This window comes from Chryseobacterium sp. 6424, assembly GCF_003692615.1.
In the GTDB taxonomy this organism is placed as follows: domain Bacteria; phylum Bacteroidota; class Bacteroidia; order Flavobacteriales; family Weeksellaceae; genus Kaistella.
Window position 1 is genome coordinate 1,399,505 of record NZ_CP023540.1, and the last position, 18,131, is coordinate 1,417,635.

The 18,131-nt window shown below is 45.0% G+C and carries 14 protein-coding genes and 1 pseudogene; 8 read left to right on the plus strand and 7 right to left on the minus strand.

Features of this window, described 5'->3' with window-relative positions; translation table 11 throughout:
* The first annotated feature begins 373 nt into the window (after positions 1-373).
* Both CO230_RS06570 and CO230_RS06575 read left to right on the plus strand, forming a co-directional pair.
* Positions 374-2,476 carry a type IA DNA topoisomerase gene (locus tag CO230_RS06570; protein WP_122027868.1) on the plus strand — a complete coding sequence of 701 codons (2,103 nt, stop codon included), beginning with the start codon at positions 374-376 and terminating at the stop codon, positions 2,474-2,476.
* Positions 2,477-2,580: 104 nt separating this feature from the next.
* The gene (locus CO230_RS06575) at positions 2,581-3,081 is read left to right on the plus strand and encodes a peptidylprolyl isomerase (RefSeq protein ID WP_122027869.1); all 501 of its coding nucleotides are present in this window, start codon (positions 2,581-2,583) and stop codon (positions 3,079-3,081) included.
* A 219-nt stretch (positions 3,082-3,300) separates the two neighbouring features.
* Here CO230_RS06575 and CO230_RS06580 read toward each other — a convergent pair whose 3' ends face one another.
* A complete protein-coding gene (locus tag CO230_RS06580; RefSeq protein ID WP_122027870.1) occupies positions 3,301-4,014 on the minus strand; it encodes a 3-ketoacyl-ACP reductase in 714 nt (237 codons plus the stop codon).
* 471 nt (positions 4,015-4,485) lie between these two features.
* Here CO230_RS06580 and CO230_RS06585 point away from each other — a divergent pair, with 471 nt between their 5' ends.
* Complete coding sequence (locus CO230_RS06585; protein WP_122027871.1) at positions 4,486-4,899, plus strand: HNH endonuclease; 414 nt, start codon at positions 4,486-4,488, stop codon at positions 4,897-4,899.
* Positions 4,900-5,053: 154 nt separating this feature from the next.
* Positions 5,054-5,443, plus strand: coding sequence for an ATP-binding protein (locus CO230_RS06590; RefSeq protein WP_185140486.1), 390 nt, complete (start codon positions 5,054-5,056; stop codon positions 5,441-5,443).
* A gap of 185 nt (positions 5,444-5,628) precedes the next feature.
* Here the strand turns inward: CO230_RS06590 and mnmE are convergent, their stop codons facing one another.
* From mnmE to CO230_RS06605, 3 genes are all read right to left on the minus strand, one after another.
* Positions 5,629-7,014 (minus strand): tRNA uridine-5-carboxymethylaminomethyl(34) synthesis GTPase MnmE, encoded by a 1,386-nt coding sequence (gene mnmE / locus CO230_RS06595; protein ID WP_122027872.1) that lies wholly within the window; start codon positions 7,012-7,014, stop codon positions 5,629-5,631.
* A gap of 222 nt (positions 7,015-7,236) precedes the next feature.
* Positions 7,237-7,773, minus strand: coding sequence for a hypothetical protein (locus tag CO230_RS06600; RefSeq protein ID WP_122027873.1), 537 nt, complete (start codon positions 7,771-7,773; stop codon positions 7,237-7,239).
* 1 nt (position 7,774) lies between these two features.
* A complete protein-coding gene (locus CO230_RS06605; protein WP_122027874.1) occupies positions 7,775-8,899 on the minus strand; it encodes a hypothetical protein in 1,125 nt (374 codons plus the stop codon).
* Positions 8,900-9,264: 365 nt separating this feature from the next.
* Here CO230_RS06605 and CO230_RS12365 point away from each other — a divergent pair, with 365 nt between their 5' ends.
* The 4 genes from CO230_RS12365 to CO230_RS06615 are packed head-to-tail and all read left to right on the plus strand — an operon-like array spanning position 9,265 to position 11,923.
* Positions 9,265-9,507, plus strand: a complete 243-nt coding sequence (locus CO230_RS12365) for a hypothetical protein (RefSeq protein WP_228438221.1) — start codon at positions 9,265-9,267, stop codon at positions 9,505-9,507.
* Positions 9,504-9,899: an MFS transporter gene (locus CO230_RS12370; protein ID WP_262601759.1), complete on the plus strand. Its 396-nt coding sequence runs from the start codon at positions 9,504-9,506 to the stop codon at positions 9,897-9,899. Before CO230_RS12365 ends, CO230_RS12370 begins: the two co-directional genes overlap by 4 nt.
* 8 nt (positions 9,900-9,907) lie before the next feature.
* Entirely contained in the window at positions 9,908-10,726 is an 819-nt protein-coding gene (locus tag CO230_RS12375) for an MFS transporter (protein WP_228438056.1), read from the plus strand.
* 33 nt (positions 10,727-10,759) lie between these two features.
* On the plus strand, positions 10,760-11,923 hold the full coding sequence (locus CO230_RS06615) for a M20 aminoacylase family protein (protein ID WP_122027875.1): 1,164 nt from the start codon (positions 10,760-10,762) through the stop codon (positions 11,921-11,923).
* 71 nt (positions 11,924-11,994) lie between these two features.
* Here CO230_RS06615 and CO230_RS06620 read toward each other — a convergent pair.
* The 3 genes and pseudogenes from CO230_RS06620 to gyrA all read right to left on the minus strand — a co-directional run bounded on the left by CO230_RS06620 (position 11,995) and on the right by gyrA (position 17,984).
* Positions 11,995-13,766, minus strand: a pseudogene (locus CO230_RS06620) (aminopeptidase P family protein).
* Between the two features lie 141 nt (positions 13,767-13,907).
* Complete coding sequence (locus CO230_RS06625) at positions 13,908-15,296, minus strand: tetratricopeptide repeat protein (RefSeq protein WP_122027876.1); 1,389 nt, start codon at positions 15,294-15,296, stop codon at positions 13,908-13,910.
* 24 nt (positions 15,297-15,320) lie between these two features.
* On the minus strand, positions 15,321-17,984 hold the full coding sequence (gene gyrA / locus CO230_RS06630) for a DNA gyrase subunit A (protein ID WP_122027877.1): 2,664 nt from the start codon (positions 17,982-17,984) through the stop codon (positions 15,321-15,323).
* Positions 17,985-18,131: the final 147 nt, after the last annotated feature.

Consider the following 18,131-nt stretch of genomic DNA (forward strand, 5'->3'; position numbering starts at 1 on the left):
TATGCAAGCCTTTAAATTAAGGGTAGCTAAGGTAGCTATTTTCTGGGATAAACGGCATGACAAATTTCAGTAGTTAAAAATAATGATACAGTAGATAAACACGCGTTTAAACATCAGTTGTAAATATGTGATTATATGTTCATTATAACCTGAAGGTACTCAGGTAACATTTGTTGATTTTTATCACGTATCAGATCCTAGATCTTAAATACGTTATTTATGGATCACCTGAATTTGCAGCTGGCTGGCTTTTTAGGCAGATAAAAAGGTTATGATAATGCACAATTTTTATATCAAATACAATAACCGCCCACACCGTTCATCTTGAAAAAAAACCGCAAATTTGCACTCCGATTCGAACAGGTAGTTGATTATGAAATTATGCATTGCCGAAAAGCCCAGTGTGGCCCGTGATATTGCCAAAGTCTTAGGTGCAGACATGCCTAAACAGGGATATTATGAAGGCAACGGATATTGGGTGACCTGGACCTTCGGGCACCTCTGTACCTTGAAGGAACCTCATGACTATAGCCCGCACTACAAATCGTGGGACCTGATCTTCCTGCCCATCATTCCGCAGAGTTTCGGGATCAAGCTCATCCCGAACCCGGGCGTTGAGAAACAGTTTAAAATCATCGAAAGATTAGTGGCAGACTGCGAAGAGGTGATTAACTGTGGGGATGCGGGACAGGAAGGGGAACTTATACAGCGCTGGGTACTGCAAAAAGCCAAATGTAAAAAACCCGTACAGCGATTATGGATTTCTTCCTTAACTGAAGAAGCCATTAAAGAGGGATTCGCCAACCTAAAACCCGGCTCAGATTACCAGAATCTTTACCTGGCCGGCAATGCCCGTGCGGTAGGCGATTGGCTGCTCGGTATCAACGCTACGCGACTTTTTACCCGAAAATTTGGCGGTGGCAACGGGGTACTCTCTATCGGGCGTGTACAGACTCCTACTTTGGCCATGCTCGTGCAGCGCCAAAAAGAGATTGACGCGTTTACCAGTGAAGAATATTGGGAACTGAAAACCACCTACCGCGACGTACTCTTCAGCGCAGCGATAGACCGGTTGAAAACCCAGCAGAAAGCAGACAGCGGACTTGCTTACCTAAAGCAGCACCCTTTCGAGATTGTGTCGTTTGAAATCAAGGAAGGGAAAGAGAAAAACCCCAGACTGTTTGACCTTACCGCACTACAGGTGGAGGCCAACCGGAAATTCGGGTTTTCCGCAGACCATACCCTCAAATACATCCAAAGCCTTTACGAGAAAAAGCATACCACATACCCAAGGGTAGATACCACTTACCTCTCTGAAAATCTTTATCCCAAGATCTCTGGGATCTTGCAACGCATGCACCATTACCAAGCCCTTATCGCTCCCCTGCTCGATGCGCCTATACCCAAAAGTAAAGCTGTGTTTGATGATACGAAAGTGACCGATCACCATGCCATCATCCCCACCGAGGTACCGCCAACCGCAAGTCTAACAAAAGAGGAAAAGCAAATCTATGACCTCGTCGCCCGACGTTTCATCGCGGTATTTTATCCTGAATGTAAGATATCTAACACTTTAGTGGAAGGAAAAGTAGGTACCATACCCTTCAGGGCCAACGGTAAACAGATCCTGGAACCGGGCTGGCGTGCGGTGTATGATAAAGACAAAAAAGAAGAATCCACTAAAAAGGATAAGGAGGAAGAGCAGCATATCCCGAATTTTACCAAGGGCGAACAAGGCCCACACGAACCCCTGGTACATCAGGGTAAAACTTCGCCACCGAAACCCTATACCGAAGCCACCCTCCTGCGCGCGATGGAAACAGCAGGAAAACAGATAGATGATGAAGAGCTGCGCGAAATGATGAAGAACAACGGTATCGGTCGCCCGTCAACCCGTGCCAACATCATCGAGACACTTTTTAAAAGAAAATACATCGAACGGAAGAAGAAAAACATCTTCGCCACCCCGACCGGCATCGACCTTATTGATACCATTGATGACGAGCTGCTGAAAAGTCCTGAACTTACCGGGGAATGGGAATACAAGCTACGGAAGATAGAGCGTGGCGAGTATGAGGCTCAGCTTTTCAAAGAAGAACTGGTGACGATGGTGACCGATCTTACCCGGAAAGTCATTAATGACAATACCCGCACAGTGACATTTCATGCAAAAGCCGAAAACGCTGAACCCAAAATAAAGAAACCACGAAAGATACAGGAAATCGTTTGGGATTCACACCCATGCCCGTTATGTAGTAAGCCTTTAATGAAAGGTAAAGCCGCTATCGGCTGTTCGGCCCACCAGCAGTGCGGTTTCAGGGTTCCGTTCGTGGTGATGGATAAGAAACTCACCGAAAAACAACTGCTAGACCTCATCACCAAACGGAAGACCACTAAGTTGAAAGGCTTCAACGGACAGGCAGAAGGCATCCTGATACTGTCAGACAGTGGTGAGGTGTCTCTTCAACAGAACTAATTCCTACAGCACTGTATTTTAATTCAAAAGTTTACCTTTGTAGCAGGAATCTTCCTTATTATTATTGAACAGAGTCGCCCATACGCCGCTCAAAAAAACATCACATGACAATAGACAACAATTACGTAGTAGCACTGCACTACACCCTAAACGCCGTGGAGGCTGACGGAACCCAGACCTTCATCGAAAAAACGGAGACAGAGAACCCTTTTGTATTTCTGTATGGCGTAGGCATGATGCTGCCTAAATTCGAAGCGGAACTTAGCGGCCTAAGCGCTGGCGACAAGCGTTCCTTCACCATCACACCTGAAGAGGGTTATGGCGAAAGACAGGAAGGAGCCACTACCCAACTTCCGGTAGAAATGTTCGAGCAGTCGGGTATGCCACCGGTAGGCGCTATGCTGCCGTTACAGGATGCTGATGGTAACCGCGTAAACGCCGTGGTATTGGAAGTAACACCTGACACGGTTGTGGTAGACCTCAACCATCCGATGGCTGGTAAAACACTGACTTTCGATGTAGAGATTGTAGCTACAAGGCCTGCGACCGAAGAAGAACTCAATCATGGTCACGCGCATGGCATCGATGGCCACAGCGGACACTAACAACCCGTTGACAATATAAAGAGGCTGCTTCCAATATCGGGAGCAGCCTTTTTTTAATTGTAATATAACGTGGAATCATAAATCCTGTGATCCATATCTCTCTTTAACCGCAAAAACCAACAGGATATTCCGTGTCTGTCTACAGCTATTAACTGAGATGCGGAGTAATAAGCGTTGTGAGTGATTAAAACCTAGCGAGGCCCATAACTTCATAAAGGATTACGGATTTGTCGAGAAAATAGAACCATTCGCAATCAGTGCGCGGCGGTTCATTTTGAGGATATCACGTACCCATTCTGCAAAATCTTCGGGCTGAAGTATTTTCTCCGGATTCCCATCTGTGAGTCCGCCCTGGATCGACATGTCGGAGGCAATGGTACTCGGTGTGAGGGTAATCACCCGGATGTTTTCCTTGCGCCATTCGGCCATCATGGATTGTGAAAGAGAGATGACTGCAGCTTTTGAGGCGGCATAAGCGGACATGTTCGGACCACCTTTCAGCCCGGCTGTTGAAGCCACATTTACAATGTCGCCGGCCCCGGCTTCCTTCAGATAGGGATAAACGGTTTTCGCAGCGTAATATACACCGAATAGATTGGTTTTAATCACCTGCTCCCAGGTTTCGCTTGACATGTCATTCAATTTCCCGAAATCACCAATCCCAGCGTTATTCACCAGAATATCCACACCGCCAAGTTCGCGGGCCAGTGTTTCGATACCTTGTCTTACCTTTACTTCATCATCAATACTGAATACCGCATATGTCGCCTTTACACCAAAGGCTGCCAGCTCGCTGGCGGCGGCTTTTAGGTTTTCCTCATTACGGCCGGTGAGGCCAATATTTACGCCTTCTTTAGCCAGAGCGGTCGCAACCGCTTTCCCAAGTCCACGTCCACCACCGGTAATAATCGCGTTTTTTCCTTTTAAGTTCATAACAAAATATTTTGTGCAAATTTAGGGATTTGAAGCGAGTTGTTTGGGAAAGAGATAATTCAAACAAAATCTACAGTGTTAGTCCCGTCCTAAAATAGGTTACAAAAAAGTAAAAGATTAAAGAAAGAAAAGCTGTTAGGACAATCAAATAATCTTAGATTTCCACGTTCTTGTTAAAATGCGCGACTTAACCACGGGTGAGAGACGTCTACACATCTATAAAAAGTATCGGTAGGATCCGCGAAATTTTAAACCCGAAGTGACAAAGACTATGCTGAGAAAATTGTATTTGAAGCGTGCGCCTTACTTCGGCTTTCCTTTTGGTCTTCTCTCACCCTTCTTCCCAAATTGGCCTTTTTTCCGAAGCAATCCGCAACAAATCCGCAACAAGCCTGCAACAAAACTGCTTTTGGTGCCGACTTAGACGGACACAGATGGACACCACCAGACAAAACCGGACAATAGCGGACAATGGCTTTATTTTTCGCTGTGGTGGTGAGAAAAGTGAAAGCTCAGTTAGGTACCGATTACTTTTTGTGGAAGATGTATCGTACGATGTTGAGGCAAACACTGCATCAATCTATCCTTCTGAAAGTTTTTTATGTTGTAAGAAATTTTATTAAAAAGTATTTTTTTTCAGAAGGTTATGATGACACATTAACAAACGGAATTGCACTTTGTCCAAATCTTCACAGAGCATCTGATAGAGGCTTGATTTCTATCTCTGATGATTATAAAGTAATTATCAATAAAAATTTTGTAGAAAAACCTTCGATTTACAATATTTCTCAATTTGCAGGAAATAAAATATCACTCCCAATAAATTCTAATTTTCATCCTGCTTTAGACAATCTTTATCAACATCGAAAGAGATTTAATTTCTGAACTATTACGCGTTTGCGTGAGGGATAGAAGCGAAAAGCCCACAGCGAGGAACGAGCGAGGACTTGTAGCGGATAGCCCGACCCGAAGGGACACGCCCAAGTAAAAAAACCTAAATCACTTTCATATTTATTATCTGTATAATACATTTATGAATATGGATAAAGTGCCTATTGAGGACAATTATAGCGGTCTTCGATATGTATTACATATTGATGAAGCCCATAATGTATTTAAAGAAAAGAAATCACAAGAAATTTTAGAAAAATTGTTGCGTGAAGTCCGTTCACAGGGAGTAGCTGTAATGCTTGTTTCACAAGGCATTGAAGAATTTAACCAACCAACATTTGATTTTTCTGAAATGTGTCAATCAGCATTTTTAATGCAAATAATAGACGGCAACAATTGGAAATCTGTTAGTAAATTCTTAGGAGCTGGAGAAAAGCAAAGAGGTAAAATAAACCGATCAATGGAAGCCATTAATCCAAGACAAGCAATTTCCAATATTAAAGAGTTTGAGTTCGGAGAAATTTTTAATACGAAGTAAAATGCTATAGATAGTAATCAAGATAACATAATTCAAGGAAACCCAACCAAAACATTTTTTATTGAAATGATTACGAGATATTTTGATTGCTCCTAAGGTAGAAATTGAAAAATATAATGATATTTACAAATATTTACTAATCACATTATTATAATTGCAATTTATATACAATGTAAAAACACAGTCTATTTCCCGATACAAAACTTAGAAAAAATATTCCCCAATACTTCATCGTTCGTGAACTCGCCTGAGATTTCTCCTAAATGTTCGAGGGCATTGCGAAGTTCGTAGGCGAGCAGTTCGGTGGAAATGCGCGAGGTGATGGCCTCCTCCACCCGTTCTACGGCATCCAGAGATTTCTGCAATGCTTCAAAATGCCGCTGATTGGTAATGACGACATTGCTTTCGCCGGTTTTCAGCTGTGCCACGTAGGCTGAAAGTTCATTCTTTAACTGCTCAAGATTATGGTTTGATTTTGCTGAAATCTCAATGAACGTAAAATCCGTTCCCAGCTGCTGGCGGAAATCTTCTTCCATCTTTTTGTACTGATGCGCTGGCGCTTCATCGGTTTTGGTGGCACAGATGATCGTCTTCAGTTCAGGGCGCAACAGGGGCTTGAGCATCGCTATATCTTCTGTGAGGTCCTGCGTGTTGGCATCGGTGAGGTAAATCAGGATTTCTGCCTGATCCACTTTTTCTCTTGCTTTCTGTACGCCGATGCGTTCAATCTCATCGGTCGTTTCGCGTAAACCTGCGGTATCAATCAGGCGGAAGGCGTTGCCTTTGATGTGTATCACCTCTTCAATGGTGTCGCGCGTGGTGCCTGCGATGGCGCTCACGATGGCGCGTTCTTCTTTTAAAATTGCATTCAGCAGCGTTGATTTTCCGGCGTTGGGCTTCCCTAAGATTGCCACCGCTACCCCATTTTTCAGGGCATTTCCGTACTGGAAACTATCCAGAAGTGAACGCAGTTTTTCTTCGATGCGGCTGAGCAGATGCTGTAGCGCGCTGCGGTCCGCAAACTCTACATCTTCCTCAGCGAAATCAAGTTCAAGTTCAATAAGTGATACAAAATTCAGGAGGTCTGTGCGAAGCACCGAAATTTCATTCGTGATGCCACCTTTCAATTGGTTCAGCGCCACCTTTCGTGAGGCTTCATTTTCAGAGGCGATGAGGTCGGCGATGGATTCCGCCTGTGACAGATCTATTCGACCGTTCATGAAAGCGCGCATCGTGAACTCCCCGGCTTTGGCCATCCGCGCACCGTTCTTCAGCAATACTTCGAGAATCTTTTTGCCAATGTAAGGCGAACCGTGATAGGTAATTTCGATGGAATTTTCGGTGGTGAATGTTTTGGGTGCCAAAAAAACTGAAACCATCACTTCATCCACCGTTTCTTCGCCGTTTTTGATGAAACCGTAATGCACGGTGTGCGATTTCACATCTTCGAGGTTTTTACCCTCGAAAACACGGTTGGTAATTTCGACCGCCTTTTCGCCCGAAAGCCTGATGATTCCCAGAGCTCCGGTTCCGTTGGCCGTAGCTATCGCGCAGATTGTATCGTTATGCATGACGCAAAAATACGCAATAATACGAGTTTATATAAACTCTAAATTTATCCTTTTGGCAGGACGCACTATGCTAGTACTAAAAAACCGACTAATAAATATGCTGTAAGCCATAAACGCCCTACGGAAATTCTGAAAAACGAGTTATGTACCAAATCTTTAGAGGATGGTTGGTATAACTACTGATCTCAAAATATTTCTGACAGATTAAAGCTTTAATGAATTTTAATAGCTCCAAAAACTCCACTCAGTGCCATTGTAAACAGCCAACACCATCAGTTCTGCGTTCCGTAAAAGAACCATCGTACCAGGGGCAGGATTTACAATATTCTGGTAAGCGTTAGTCATTGGCAACACCATTGCTTTTGTGTTCGATTCAAGTACCAGCACACCGTCAGCGGATGAAGCAGTACTGCCAATTATGGCTTTTGCACCGTTCTGCTCGGTAGTTCCGGCCTGTAAAGCAAGCGCGGCTGATACGTTGCTGTGTTGTACAGTCAGGTTTTCCCATGTAGTTCCGTTGAAAACTTTTACAAAAGCCGCGGTAGGCACCGAAGCATCCAGCACGATGGTACCAGGAGTGGTAATTGCCGATTTGTCGGTCACATACGGAAGAATAATTCCGCGGTCGCCGGTGGCTGCAAATTCAAGCAGAACCGATGTTTTATCTGTCGCTGTGCCGGTGGCATCGCCAATGATGACCTGCGCGGAAAGGGCAAGACTCCCGGAAATAAGACCTAATAACACTAAAAAATTCTTCATATCAGGGACATGTTTTTCTGTTAAAGCACTTCCAACCCACCAGAGCGCCTACATAAATTTTAAGACAATTATCCGTGGTATCGTAAACCATCATTCCTTCCACCGGTTTCTGAATGTTTGCGAGTTCAGCGGTGGACATTCGGGTAGGCACAAAACCTTTTTTACTTGATTCAAGCGCTATAAATCCACCGTTGCGTGCCTGTGGCCACTCGTTCGGCGCCGCACCTGCCCGACCTAAAGTAGTGACTCCCAGTTTTGTGGGCACACTCAGGCCCACGCTGTTGGCACTTTCCAGACAGTAAATAGACATCGAGTTCGCACTGTATGCCGAGAAAGCCACATCACTCTCTCCAGAAAGAACCTGAACAAAGCGAACGGCACTGCTGTAGTTTGTTGCGGTAATTCCGAAATCACTTAATTTAAAGGTAAGCATCCGAACATCCCGGGTGGTATTAGATAAACCCGCACCGGTATTATAAGTGTGCGGACAGCCGCTTACATTATAAAAATTCCAAAGTGCCTTTCCTAAAGAAGTTACACCATCAAAATTCACCGTTATTGGGTTTCCTACGGTATTCCCATTCACATCGGTAAATTTAAAAACATCCGCCTTTGTACCGGGCTGTCCCACTTGTGTCACAATGATATCCGGAATATTGTCTGAGATGTAGGTTGGATTGATATCTGCCAATACATTTACCAGAAAAGAAAGTTCCTGAGTTGGGATATTAAACATCGCGGTGCTGAGGTCAAGACCGTTTTTGCCATCCCTTAAATAATAACTTAATGGAATTTCGCAAGAGATTGAAGGCCGCACCGCTTGGGTTTGTTCAACGCCATTTTGGTAACGCGCGGTGCCGATAAAGTAACTTGTACCTCCGCTACTTGTCGTTAGAGAGGTCGGGAATCCCCTGTAGTTCTCGTTCACGTATGTTCCTACTTTAGACCCGAACAGCACAGGATCAATACCAGTTGAATAATTCACGGTACCGATCGTAAAACCTAAAAGATTATTATTATCGTCAGCAGTAACATAGGAAGTACTGTTGTCTTTAGAAATCCAATATCCTTTATAATCACCGTAAATTGCATCAGGTCTTACCTGCCCTTGCACCGAAATCCCCATTAATAAACCTTAACTTAAAAATACTTTAGCCAGTTTGCGCTGTATCATTCAGTAAAATTTTAGAAGCGCAAATCTATGAAAAAATTCCGGTTCTGCCGCCTTCCGGCTTGATTTACAATTGGTAAGCTATCTTCTTCGCAAAACATCAGATGTAACAGTCCTTGGAATCTTGGCTTTGGTTTCGGACTCAGTCCGTCCTCACAGTGGATGCATGAATTTTCCACTGGCCAGATGCAGAATCTTCAAAATCGGCTTGTCACAACTCACTCCTTAACATCACTTTTGGTGTTGGTTCTAATGACCATTCCAGGCACTTAAAAATACCGAAGAGGGCCGAAAATATAACCTTAATCCCTAAACATAAAATGATGAAAAACTTAACCGAACCGCAAGCATTCCGCGGCAACGACCGGTTGCTTTACGGCATTATCCTGGGCGTTCTGGCCTTTTGGCTGTTCGCACAAACTACTTTGAACATCAATGTCGGTATGGCCCAGGACCTGTCCATGGAAATGGACATGATGAACATCGCCGTCTCGATCACGTCGCTTTTTCGGGAATCTTCATTGTCGTGCTCGGCGGTCTTGCGGATCGGATCGGGCGGGTGAAAATGATTCAATTAGGTTTTATTTTCAGCATCATCGGTTCGGCATTGGTCGCTATCACCCCCGCCGGCATACTGGCGACTCCTGTACTGATGGCGGGCCGCATTTTCCAGGGACTTTCTGGCGCGGCTATTATGCCTGCCAGTCTGGCGCTTGTGAAAGCCTACTGGGACGGCGCTGCGAGGCAACGCGCGGTAAGTCTATGGTCGATCGGCTCATGGGGCGGCTCCGGATTCTGCGCGCTCTTCGGTGGGCTCATCGCTTCCAATCTCGGCTGGCGCTATATTTTTTGGGCAACGGTAGTAGTTTCGGTTATTGGATTTTTAATGGTAAAAGGCACACCCGAAGTAAAGGCGAACCAAAACCCGGCTATAAGTTCGATTTGGCTGGCGTGATCACTTTTATGCTGTCGATTATTGCGCTGCAGATTCTGCTGAGCAAAGGCAGCGATTTTGGCTGGACAAGCCTTTTGTCGATCGGACTTTTCGTGGGTTTCCTGATTTTCGGATTTATATTTTACCGGATTGAAAACGGCAATTTCAACGCTTTTGTAGATTTCAATTTATTTAAAAATTCCACCTATACCGGCGCCACGATTTCCAACTTTTTATTAAACGCCACCGCCGGAATTCTGATTGTCTCGTTGTCTTTGGTTCAACTCGGCGCAGGTTTGAGTTCACAGGAATCAGGTTTACTGACTTTAGGATATGCCATTGCGATCGTAGTGTTCATCCGTGTGGGTGAAAAACTGCTGCAAAAATTCGGCGCAAGAAAACCGATGATTTGGGGCTGCCTGATTGTAGGTTTGTCGATCATTTTGCTGATGCAAACGCAGCTGATGACCGACACGTACAAGATTCTGGCGGTTATCGCTTATACGCTTTTCGGTCTGGGACTGGCTTTTTATGCCACGCCGTCTACGGATGCTGCTTTATCAAATCTGCCCGAAGATCAGGCTGGTGCAGGATCCGGAATTTATAAAATGGCATCCTCGCTGGGCGTGGCGTTGGGCGTTGCCATTTCTGCCGCAGTATTCACGGCATTAAGCGGAAATGACGGACCGATCGAATGGATGGACGGTCTCATCAGTTTTGCTGGCCGGCAGGATAATCTCGCGGTTCGGCAAGGTGCTCTTGTCGCCTTGGGGCTGAATTTAGTTATGGTGATTTTGGCCATTATTTCAATTGTCATGACCGTTCCCAAACACCAAAAAACCAATTAATAATTCATGTTTAATCCTATTAATAATACTGAAATGGACACTGCAGTTTTAGATAAAATAAAAGCGGACAAAGAAACGCTGAGATCGTGGATGAACCACATGCACCAAACGCCTGAGCTGGCAATGGCTGAAACGAATACTTCGAAATTCATAACCGAAAAGCTGCACGAAATCGGTGGTTGGGAAATTGCCGATGGTATCGGAAAAACCGGTATCGTCGCCTCTATGACTGTAGGTAACGATGAAAAATCAATAGGTTTACGCGCTGATTTTGACGCCCTTCCCATTGAAGAAACCAACCATCTTTCGTATAAAAGCACGATTCCCGGCAAGGCGCATCTCTGCGGACATGACGGCCATACGACCATGCTGCTGGGGGCGGCGAAATACTTAGCTGAAACCAAAAATTTCAACGGAACAGTCCGGCTCATCTTTCAGCCCGGTGAAGAAACGATGGAAGGTGCGCGGGCGATGATTGAAGATGGACTTTTTGAAAGATTTCCGGTAGATGCCGTGTTTGGAATGCACAATATGCCGGGTCTTGAACTCGGGAAATTTTATTTCAACACCGGGAAATTCATGGCCGCGGTAGATAACTGGGAAATTGAGATTACCGGAAAAGGCAGTCACGGCTCGATGCCCGAACTCGGCATCGACCCCATCGTGTGCGGCGCATCGCTGGTAATGGCGCTTCAGACCATCGTGTCGAGGAATCTGTCGCCGTGGCATAATTCGGTGGTGAATGTTGGTTCGTTCCAATCCGGACTTGCGGGCAATGCGGTGCCGCAGAAAGCACTTTTAAGATTAAGTATCCGAAATATGGATCCCGATGACCGTAATATGGTTTTGGATAAAGTCCGCGCAATCACAAAAGCACAAGCGGAAGCATTCAGTTGCGAGGTCGAAGTCCGTGAAGGAATTCCGGGCACGGTGCTGGTAAATTCAGATGAAGAGACACATTGGGCAGCCGAAGTGGCGAAGAAAACTTTTGGTGAAGAAAATGTCGTGACAGATGCTCATCAGTATATGGGCAGCGAGGATTTTGCGTTTATGCTCGAAAAGAAAAAAGGCAATTACTGCATGGTCGGAAACGGTGACACCTACATGGTGCATCATCCACAGTATGTTTCTAATCAGGAACTGCTGCCGGTTGGCGCAAGATATTGGGTGGCATTGGTCGAGAATTATCTTCAATAACAGGATTCACCATTAATAAAAAACACGGCTGCAAAAATATTGCAGCCGTGTTAATTTTAATTTAAATACTCCTACAGTGGTTTCACCTGTTCGAGGAACCAGTCTTTCACTTCGCCTTCAAGGTCGTTTTCAAGTTTTTCGCGGCACCAATCGTGGTAGTTGTTGAGCCAATCTTTTTCCGGTTGAGTCAGCAGTTCAACATCAATAACATTTCGGTCGAACGGGCAGATGGTTAATGTTTCAAATTCATAGAAAGTACCGAAATCGGTTTTTTCTACTTCGCGTACCGCAATCAGGTTTTCGTGACGGATTCCGTAATGGTTTTCAAGGTAAAATCCAGGTTCGTTTGAAAGCACCATTCCCGGAATCAGCTCCTGCGGATTCATGTCCTTGCGGATGTTCTGCGGCCCTTCATGAACGTTCATAAAGCTGCCCACACCGTGTCCTGTGCCATGATTGTAATCTTTGCCCTCCATCCACAACGCCAAGCGTGCAAACGCATCGAGCTGAACGCCGCGTGTTTCTTTTGGAAACTTCACCATCGAAAGCTGGATCAGACCTTTTAAAGCTAAAGTCGAATTGCGTCTGAACTCATCTGACGCAGATCCAAGCGCAAATGTACGCGTAATATCGGTGGTACCTTCAAGGTATTGTCCGCCCGAATCGACTAAGATCGTGGCTTCATTTGTTATTTCTTTGCTGCCTTTTTTTGGCGCTGAATAGTGCATGATTGCGCCGTTTTCTTTAAAACCGACAATGCTTCCGAAACTTTCGCCCACAAAATTTTTTCCTTCCGCACGGAAACCGCGGAGTTTTTCGCCAATTGAATATTCGTTCATCGCTTCTTTTCCGGCCTGATGCGTCAGCCAGTACAGGAATTTCACCATTGCCACGCCGTCGCGCTGCATCACGGTACGGAAACCTTCCAGTTCGGTTTCATTTTTAATGGCTTTCATCAGATTTCCCGGAACAGGTGCTTTAATGAATGTATTACTGTTTTTTAAAGTCTCAAAAATGGATTGATTACTGTTCGGTGAAATCAGGATCTTTTGGTCCTTCACCTCCTTCAAATAATCAAAGAAAGCATCATAGTCCATTACTTTTACAGCTGAATTCTGCATCTGCTGTTTCGCCTCTGCGTTGAGTTTTTCCTGATCAACAAAAAGTATGGCTTCATCCAGTGAAAGGACAATATATCCTAAAAAACCGGATTCGACTGTACATCGCTGCCACGTAAATTAAGCGTCCACGCCACATCATCAAGACTTGAAATGATGTGCCGCGTCGCGCCGAGATCCTTCATCTTTGAACGGATATCGCTGAGTTTTTGCTTCACTGATTTTCCAGCTCTTTCAACCGGATGTACGAAAATAGGATTTTTCTCTTTGTTTACACTTCTTTCGAGCCAAATCTCTTTAAGTAAAGGCAAATCAACCAGTTGGATATTTTTAGCCGCTAATTTCTGCTCTACAGTTTCCCAGTTCAGATTGGAAGTTGCTAGGGCATTCAGCGCCACTCTACCGTTTTCGGGCGTTTGGGAAATAATCCAGTCGATGTAGTTGGGCGTAGATTCTTCGCCTTCCTTCATCAGATCGATGCCTGAACCTTCGAGTTCTTTCGGTGCCTGCACGAAATAGCGGCCGTCAGTCCAAAGTCCTGCTTTTTCTTTGGCAATCACCACGAATCCTGCGGAACCTGTGAAGCCCGATATCCACGACCGCTCCTGCCATTCATCGGGCAAATATTCGCTCATGTGAGGATCTGCCGAATAGATGATGAAGGCGTCGATGTTATTTTCCTGCATTTTGCCGCGCAGTGCCGCTATTTTTTTTGAAGAGGTCATAATTTGAATAATTTGAGGTGAATTTACGAAGAAAATGAGATTTTAACGCTTTAAAAAGTTTAAAAACGCCCCTAAGGAAATGATTTAATAGAAAATGCACCGGAAAAAACCAGTGCATTTTACTAAGTATGTTTGAAATTTTTATTTTTTGCCTGCCTGCATCGCGGCTTCTTTGGCTTTAAATTCCTGGAATTTCGCTTCTTTTTTGTTTGACATGTATAAACCTTTCAGTAAGCTCACCGCGTCGATATTCTGCTGGTCGGTTTCGTACCATTTTTCGGCATAAGGCAGTGCGGCAGCCAGACGCGCTCTTCTCGCTTCAATGATTTTATTAGCCAGATCGGTTTTGCCGGCTTTCTTGGCCGCGTTGTAATCATCAATTGCTTTAGCGTCGTCACCCATGGTCACATACGTCAGGTTCTGCCAAGCCTGTGCCATATCAGGTTTTATTTCTACGGCTCTTTTGTAGGAAGCAATAGCGTCTTTCTCGGTGTTAGGATCCTTGCTCTGCAATACGCCCAGGTTGTACCAATTGGTGGCATCGTTCGGATTCTTTTCGATCTGGGTTTTCAGGTTGGCCACAAATTGATCCATCTTACCGGATTTGTAATAGGCTGTCCCCTGAAGTTCAGACAGTTTGGCGTTAGAAGGGAATTTCTTAAGCCCTTTTTCGATTAACACAAGCGCATCGTCATATTGGTTGTTTTCAATCAGTAAAGCGGCGTTGGTCTCATAAAGCTCTTTTTCGATGCTTGGTGAGGTTTCGATTTTGAAATCTGTATATTCCGAAGTGGCGCCTAACTTTTTATTAAGATCCCAGCTTACTTTATCCAAAGCTTCCAGTTCGCCTGATTTTTTGTTTTTGGCGCTGTAGGTGGTTTGTATCCCTGTATATCCAGAATCGATAAGTTCGTTATATACCTGGATGGCAGGTGCTTTCTGCTCGGCCAACGCGTAGTTTAGTCCGGCATAATAAAGGTACTGCTTGTTATCATTTCCACCCGCTTTCAGCAGGTCGTATACTTCCTTGAATTTAGGTGCGGCAACTGCGTAGTTCTTAGCGGTGTAAGCTTCCATCGCAGTTTTGTTTGCTTTCTCGATGAGTGGGTTGATTGTACCACCAATTTTTGAAACCATAGATGGCGTGTAAGTTTCCTCTTTCAGCCCCTGGATGCCGGATTTATCAGCTTCTGATTTCCCTACGAAATATACTTTGTTCTTGCTGCTGTCGCGACCGGTATAGATCTTATTCTTTCCGAGATCACTCATTTTGGCTAAATAAGCAGCGCCCTCAGCATTCTTACCTGATTTAATCAGTGACATGCCTTTTGCGTAATAATACTGTTCCAAAACGGCAGGTTCCACAAGGTAGGTCTTGTCTCCCATGGCAGTTTCGGCGGCGGCGATCTGGCTGTTGGTAGTGGCCACATCACCTGCATCTACGGCTTTAACCGCAGCAGCAATCTCTTTTTTCTGTGCAAAAGCGAACGCAGAAGATACGACCGCAATGCTTAATAATATTTTTTTCATTATATATTAATTTAAAATGGTTTATTATTGGGGTTCATCAGTGTTTTGATCTGGTGAGTCCTGCTGAGGGTTTCTGTTCTGTCTTTCTTCTTCCTCTTCAATCTTCCTTAACGTTTTTTCGTCGCCCATATTGCTTACCGCATTGTTGCCGGTTTGCGGAACTTCACTGAATTCCACCAAATCACTGTTTACGGAGGCTGGTAAAGCTTCGGTTTCCGCAGTCTCTTCCTCTACATCCTTATCCATCTCTACTTTGGCAATTGCGGCGATGGAATCGTTGTTTTTAAGGTTGATCATGCGTACGCCCTGGGTATTCCTGCCCATCACACGCATCTCATCCATTGCCATACGGATCGCTACGCCGGATTTGTTGATAATCATCAGCCCGTCTTCATCGGTTACATTCTGGATGGCAATTAGGTTACCCGTTTTCTCGGTGATATTCAGGGTGATCACCCCTTTTCCGCCACGGTTGGTCTCTCGGTAATCCAGCACGGCAGTTCTTTTACCATATCCTTTTTCTGAGACTACCAGCACTGTTTCACTCTCAAGATCATTGGCGACAATCATTCCGATGACTTCGTCGTTTTCCTCTAAGGTAATACCCCGCACACCGATGGATGTTCTGCCGACTTCCCGTACTTTCTCCTCAGGGAAACGGATACATTTGCCAAACTTGGTAGCGATCATTATGTGGGAATTACCGTTGGTGAGGTACGCGCTGAGGAGTTGGTCGTTATCCCGGATCTCAATGGCGTTGACCCCATTGGTCCTTGGGCGTGAGTAAGCTTCAAGCGAAGTTTTCTTGATGGTACCGTTCTTAGTGACCATCACCACACTCATCTGGTTGACGTACTCGGCGTCTTTAAGGTCATTGGTTCTGATGTAGGCTTTTATTTTATCATCCGGCTCAATGTTGATAAGGTTCTGTACGGCACGTCCTTTGGCTGTTTTGGAGCCTTCGGGAATCTCGAATACCCGCAGCCAGAAACACTTCCCTTTTTCGGTGAAGAACAGCATGTACTGGTGATTGGTGGCGGCAACGATATATTCAAGGAAATCCTCGTCTCTTGTAGTGGCCGCACGGTTACCTACGCCACCGCGGCTCTGGATTTTATATTCTGAAAGCGAAGTACGTTTGATGTAACCGGCGTGTGAAATGGTAAGCACTACTTTTTCATCCGGAATAAGGTCTTCGATGGACATTTCTCCACCTGAATAGTCGATTTCCGAGCGTCTTTCGTCGCCGTATTTTTCTTTGATTTCTAGCAGTTCGTTCTTGATGATTTCATATCTGCGCGGCTCGTTTGAGAGTATATCCTCAAAATCGCGGATCATGTTCATGATTTCCTCGTACTCGGCCCGGATTTTATCCAGTTCCATGCCGGTAAGCCTGGCCAGTCGGAGATCGAGGATGGCCTGTGCCTGAATTTCGGAAAGATCAAATTCATCGATCAATCCTTGCTTGGCTTCTGCCGGATTGGCACTGTGCCGGATGATGGAAATGGCTTTATCAAGATCATCCTGTGTACCGATCACCTTCATGAAGCCTTCGAGGATATGCGCTCTCTCGCGGGCTTTCTTCAATTCATATTCGGTGCGGCGGATCACTACTTCATGGCGGTGTTCCACGAAATGATAGATGATATCTTTAAGGTTCAGCTGCTCCGGACGGCCTTTCACCAACGCAATATTATTCACACTGAATGAAGTTTGCAACGCGGTGTATTTATAAAGCATATTCAGCACCACGTTCGGTATCGCGTCGTTCTTCAGTTCATAAACGATCCGTAAACCCTGACGGTCAGATTCGTCACGGATTTCGTAGATGCCAGGGATTTTATCTTCTTTTACGAGTTCGGCCGTTCTGGCGATCATCTCCGCTTTATTAACCTGATAAGGCACTTCTGTAACGATGATGGCATTACGGTTGCCGACTTCCTCGAAATTGATCTTCGCACGCAGCATGATACGTCCGCGGCCTGTATGGAACGCATCTCGCACGCCGTCGTAGCCATAAATGATCCCACCAGTCGGGAAATCCGGCGCGATGATGTGCTTCATGAGCTCATCAATGGTAATTTCTTTATTATCAATATATGCTACGATAGCATCTACACTTTCAGAAAGGTTGTGTGGCGCCATATTGGTCGCCATCCCTACCGCGATACCCGACGCGCCATTTACAAGCAGGTTCGGTATCTTCGTAGGCATCACCGAAGGTTCGGTAAGGGAATCATCAAAGTTGTTCTGAAAATCCACCGTTTCTTTATCAAGGTCGGCAAGTACCTCATCCGAGATTTTCTTTAGCCTGGCCTCAGTATAACGCATGGCTGCTGGCGGGTCACCATCCATAGAACCGAAGTTCCCCTGCCCGTCCACTTGTGGATAACGCAGGCTCCAAGGTTGTGCCATACGGACCATGGCATCATATACGGACGAGTCGCCGTGGGGGTGATATTTGCCTAATACATCGCCTACGATCCTGGCTGATTTAAGGTATTTCCGGTTAGAGAAAACGCCGAGTCCATACATACCGTAAAGCACTCTTCTGTGAACGGGTTTTAAACCATCTCTTACATCGGGCAGCGCTCGAGAAACGATCACCGACATTGAATAGTCGATATAAGAGGATTTCATTTCATCAACAATGTTGATAGGAATTAACCTTTCTCCTTCTTTTTGCATAATCTTTTTTAATAAAATGAAAATCAAGCGTTTAAAGTTACGCCTGATGGTTCCTTTCTTTTTAATTTTAAGAACGTGCTAATTTACGAAAAAATTACCGATTTTTGCGTGTGAAATTCATCATAGAACAGAAAAATAACTAATAGA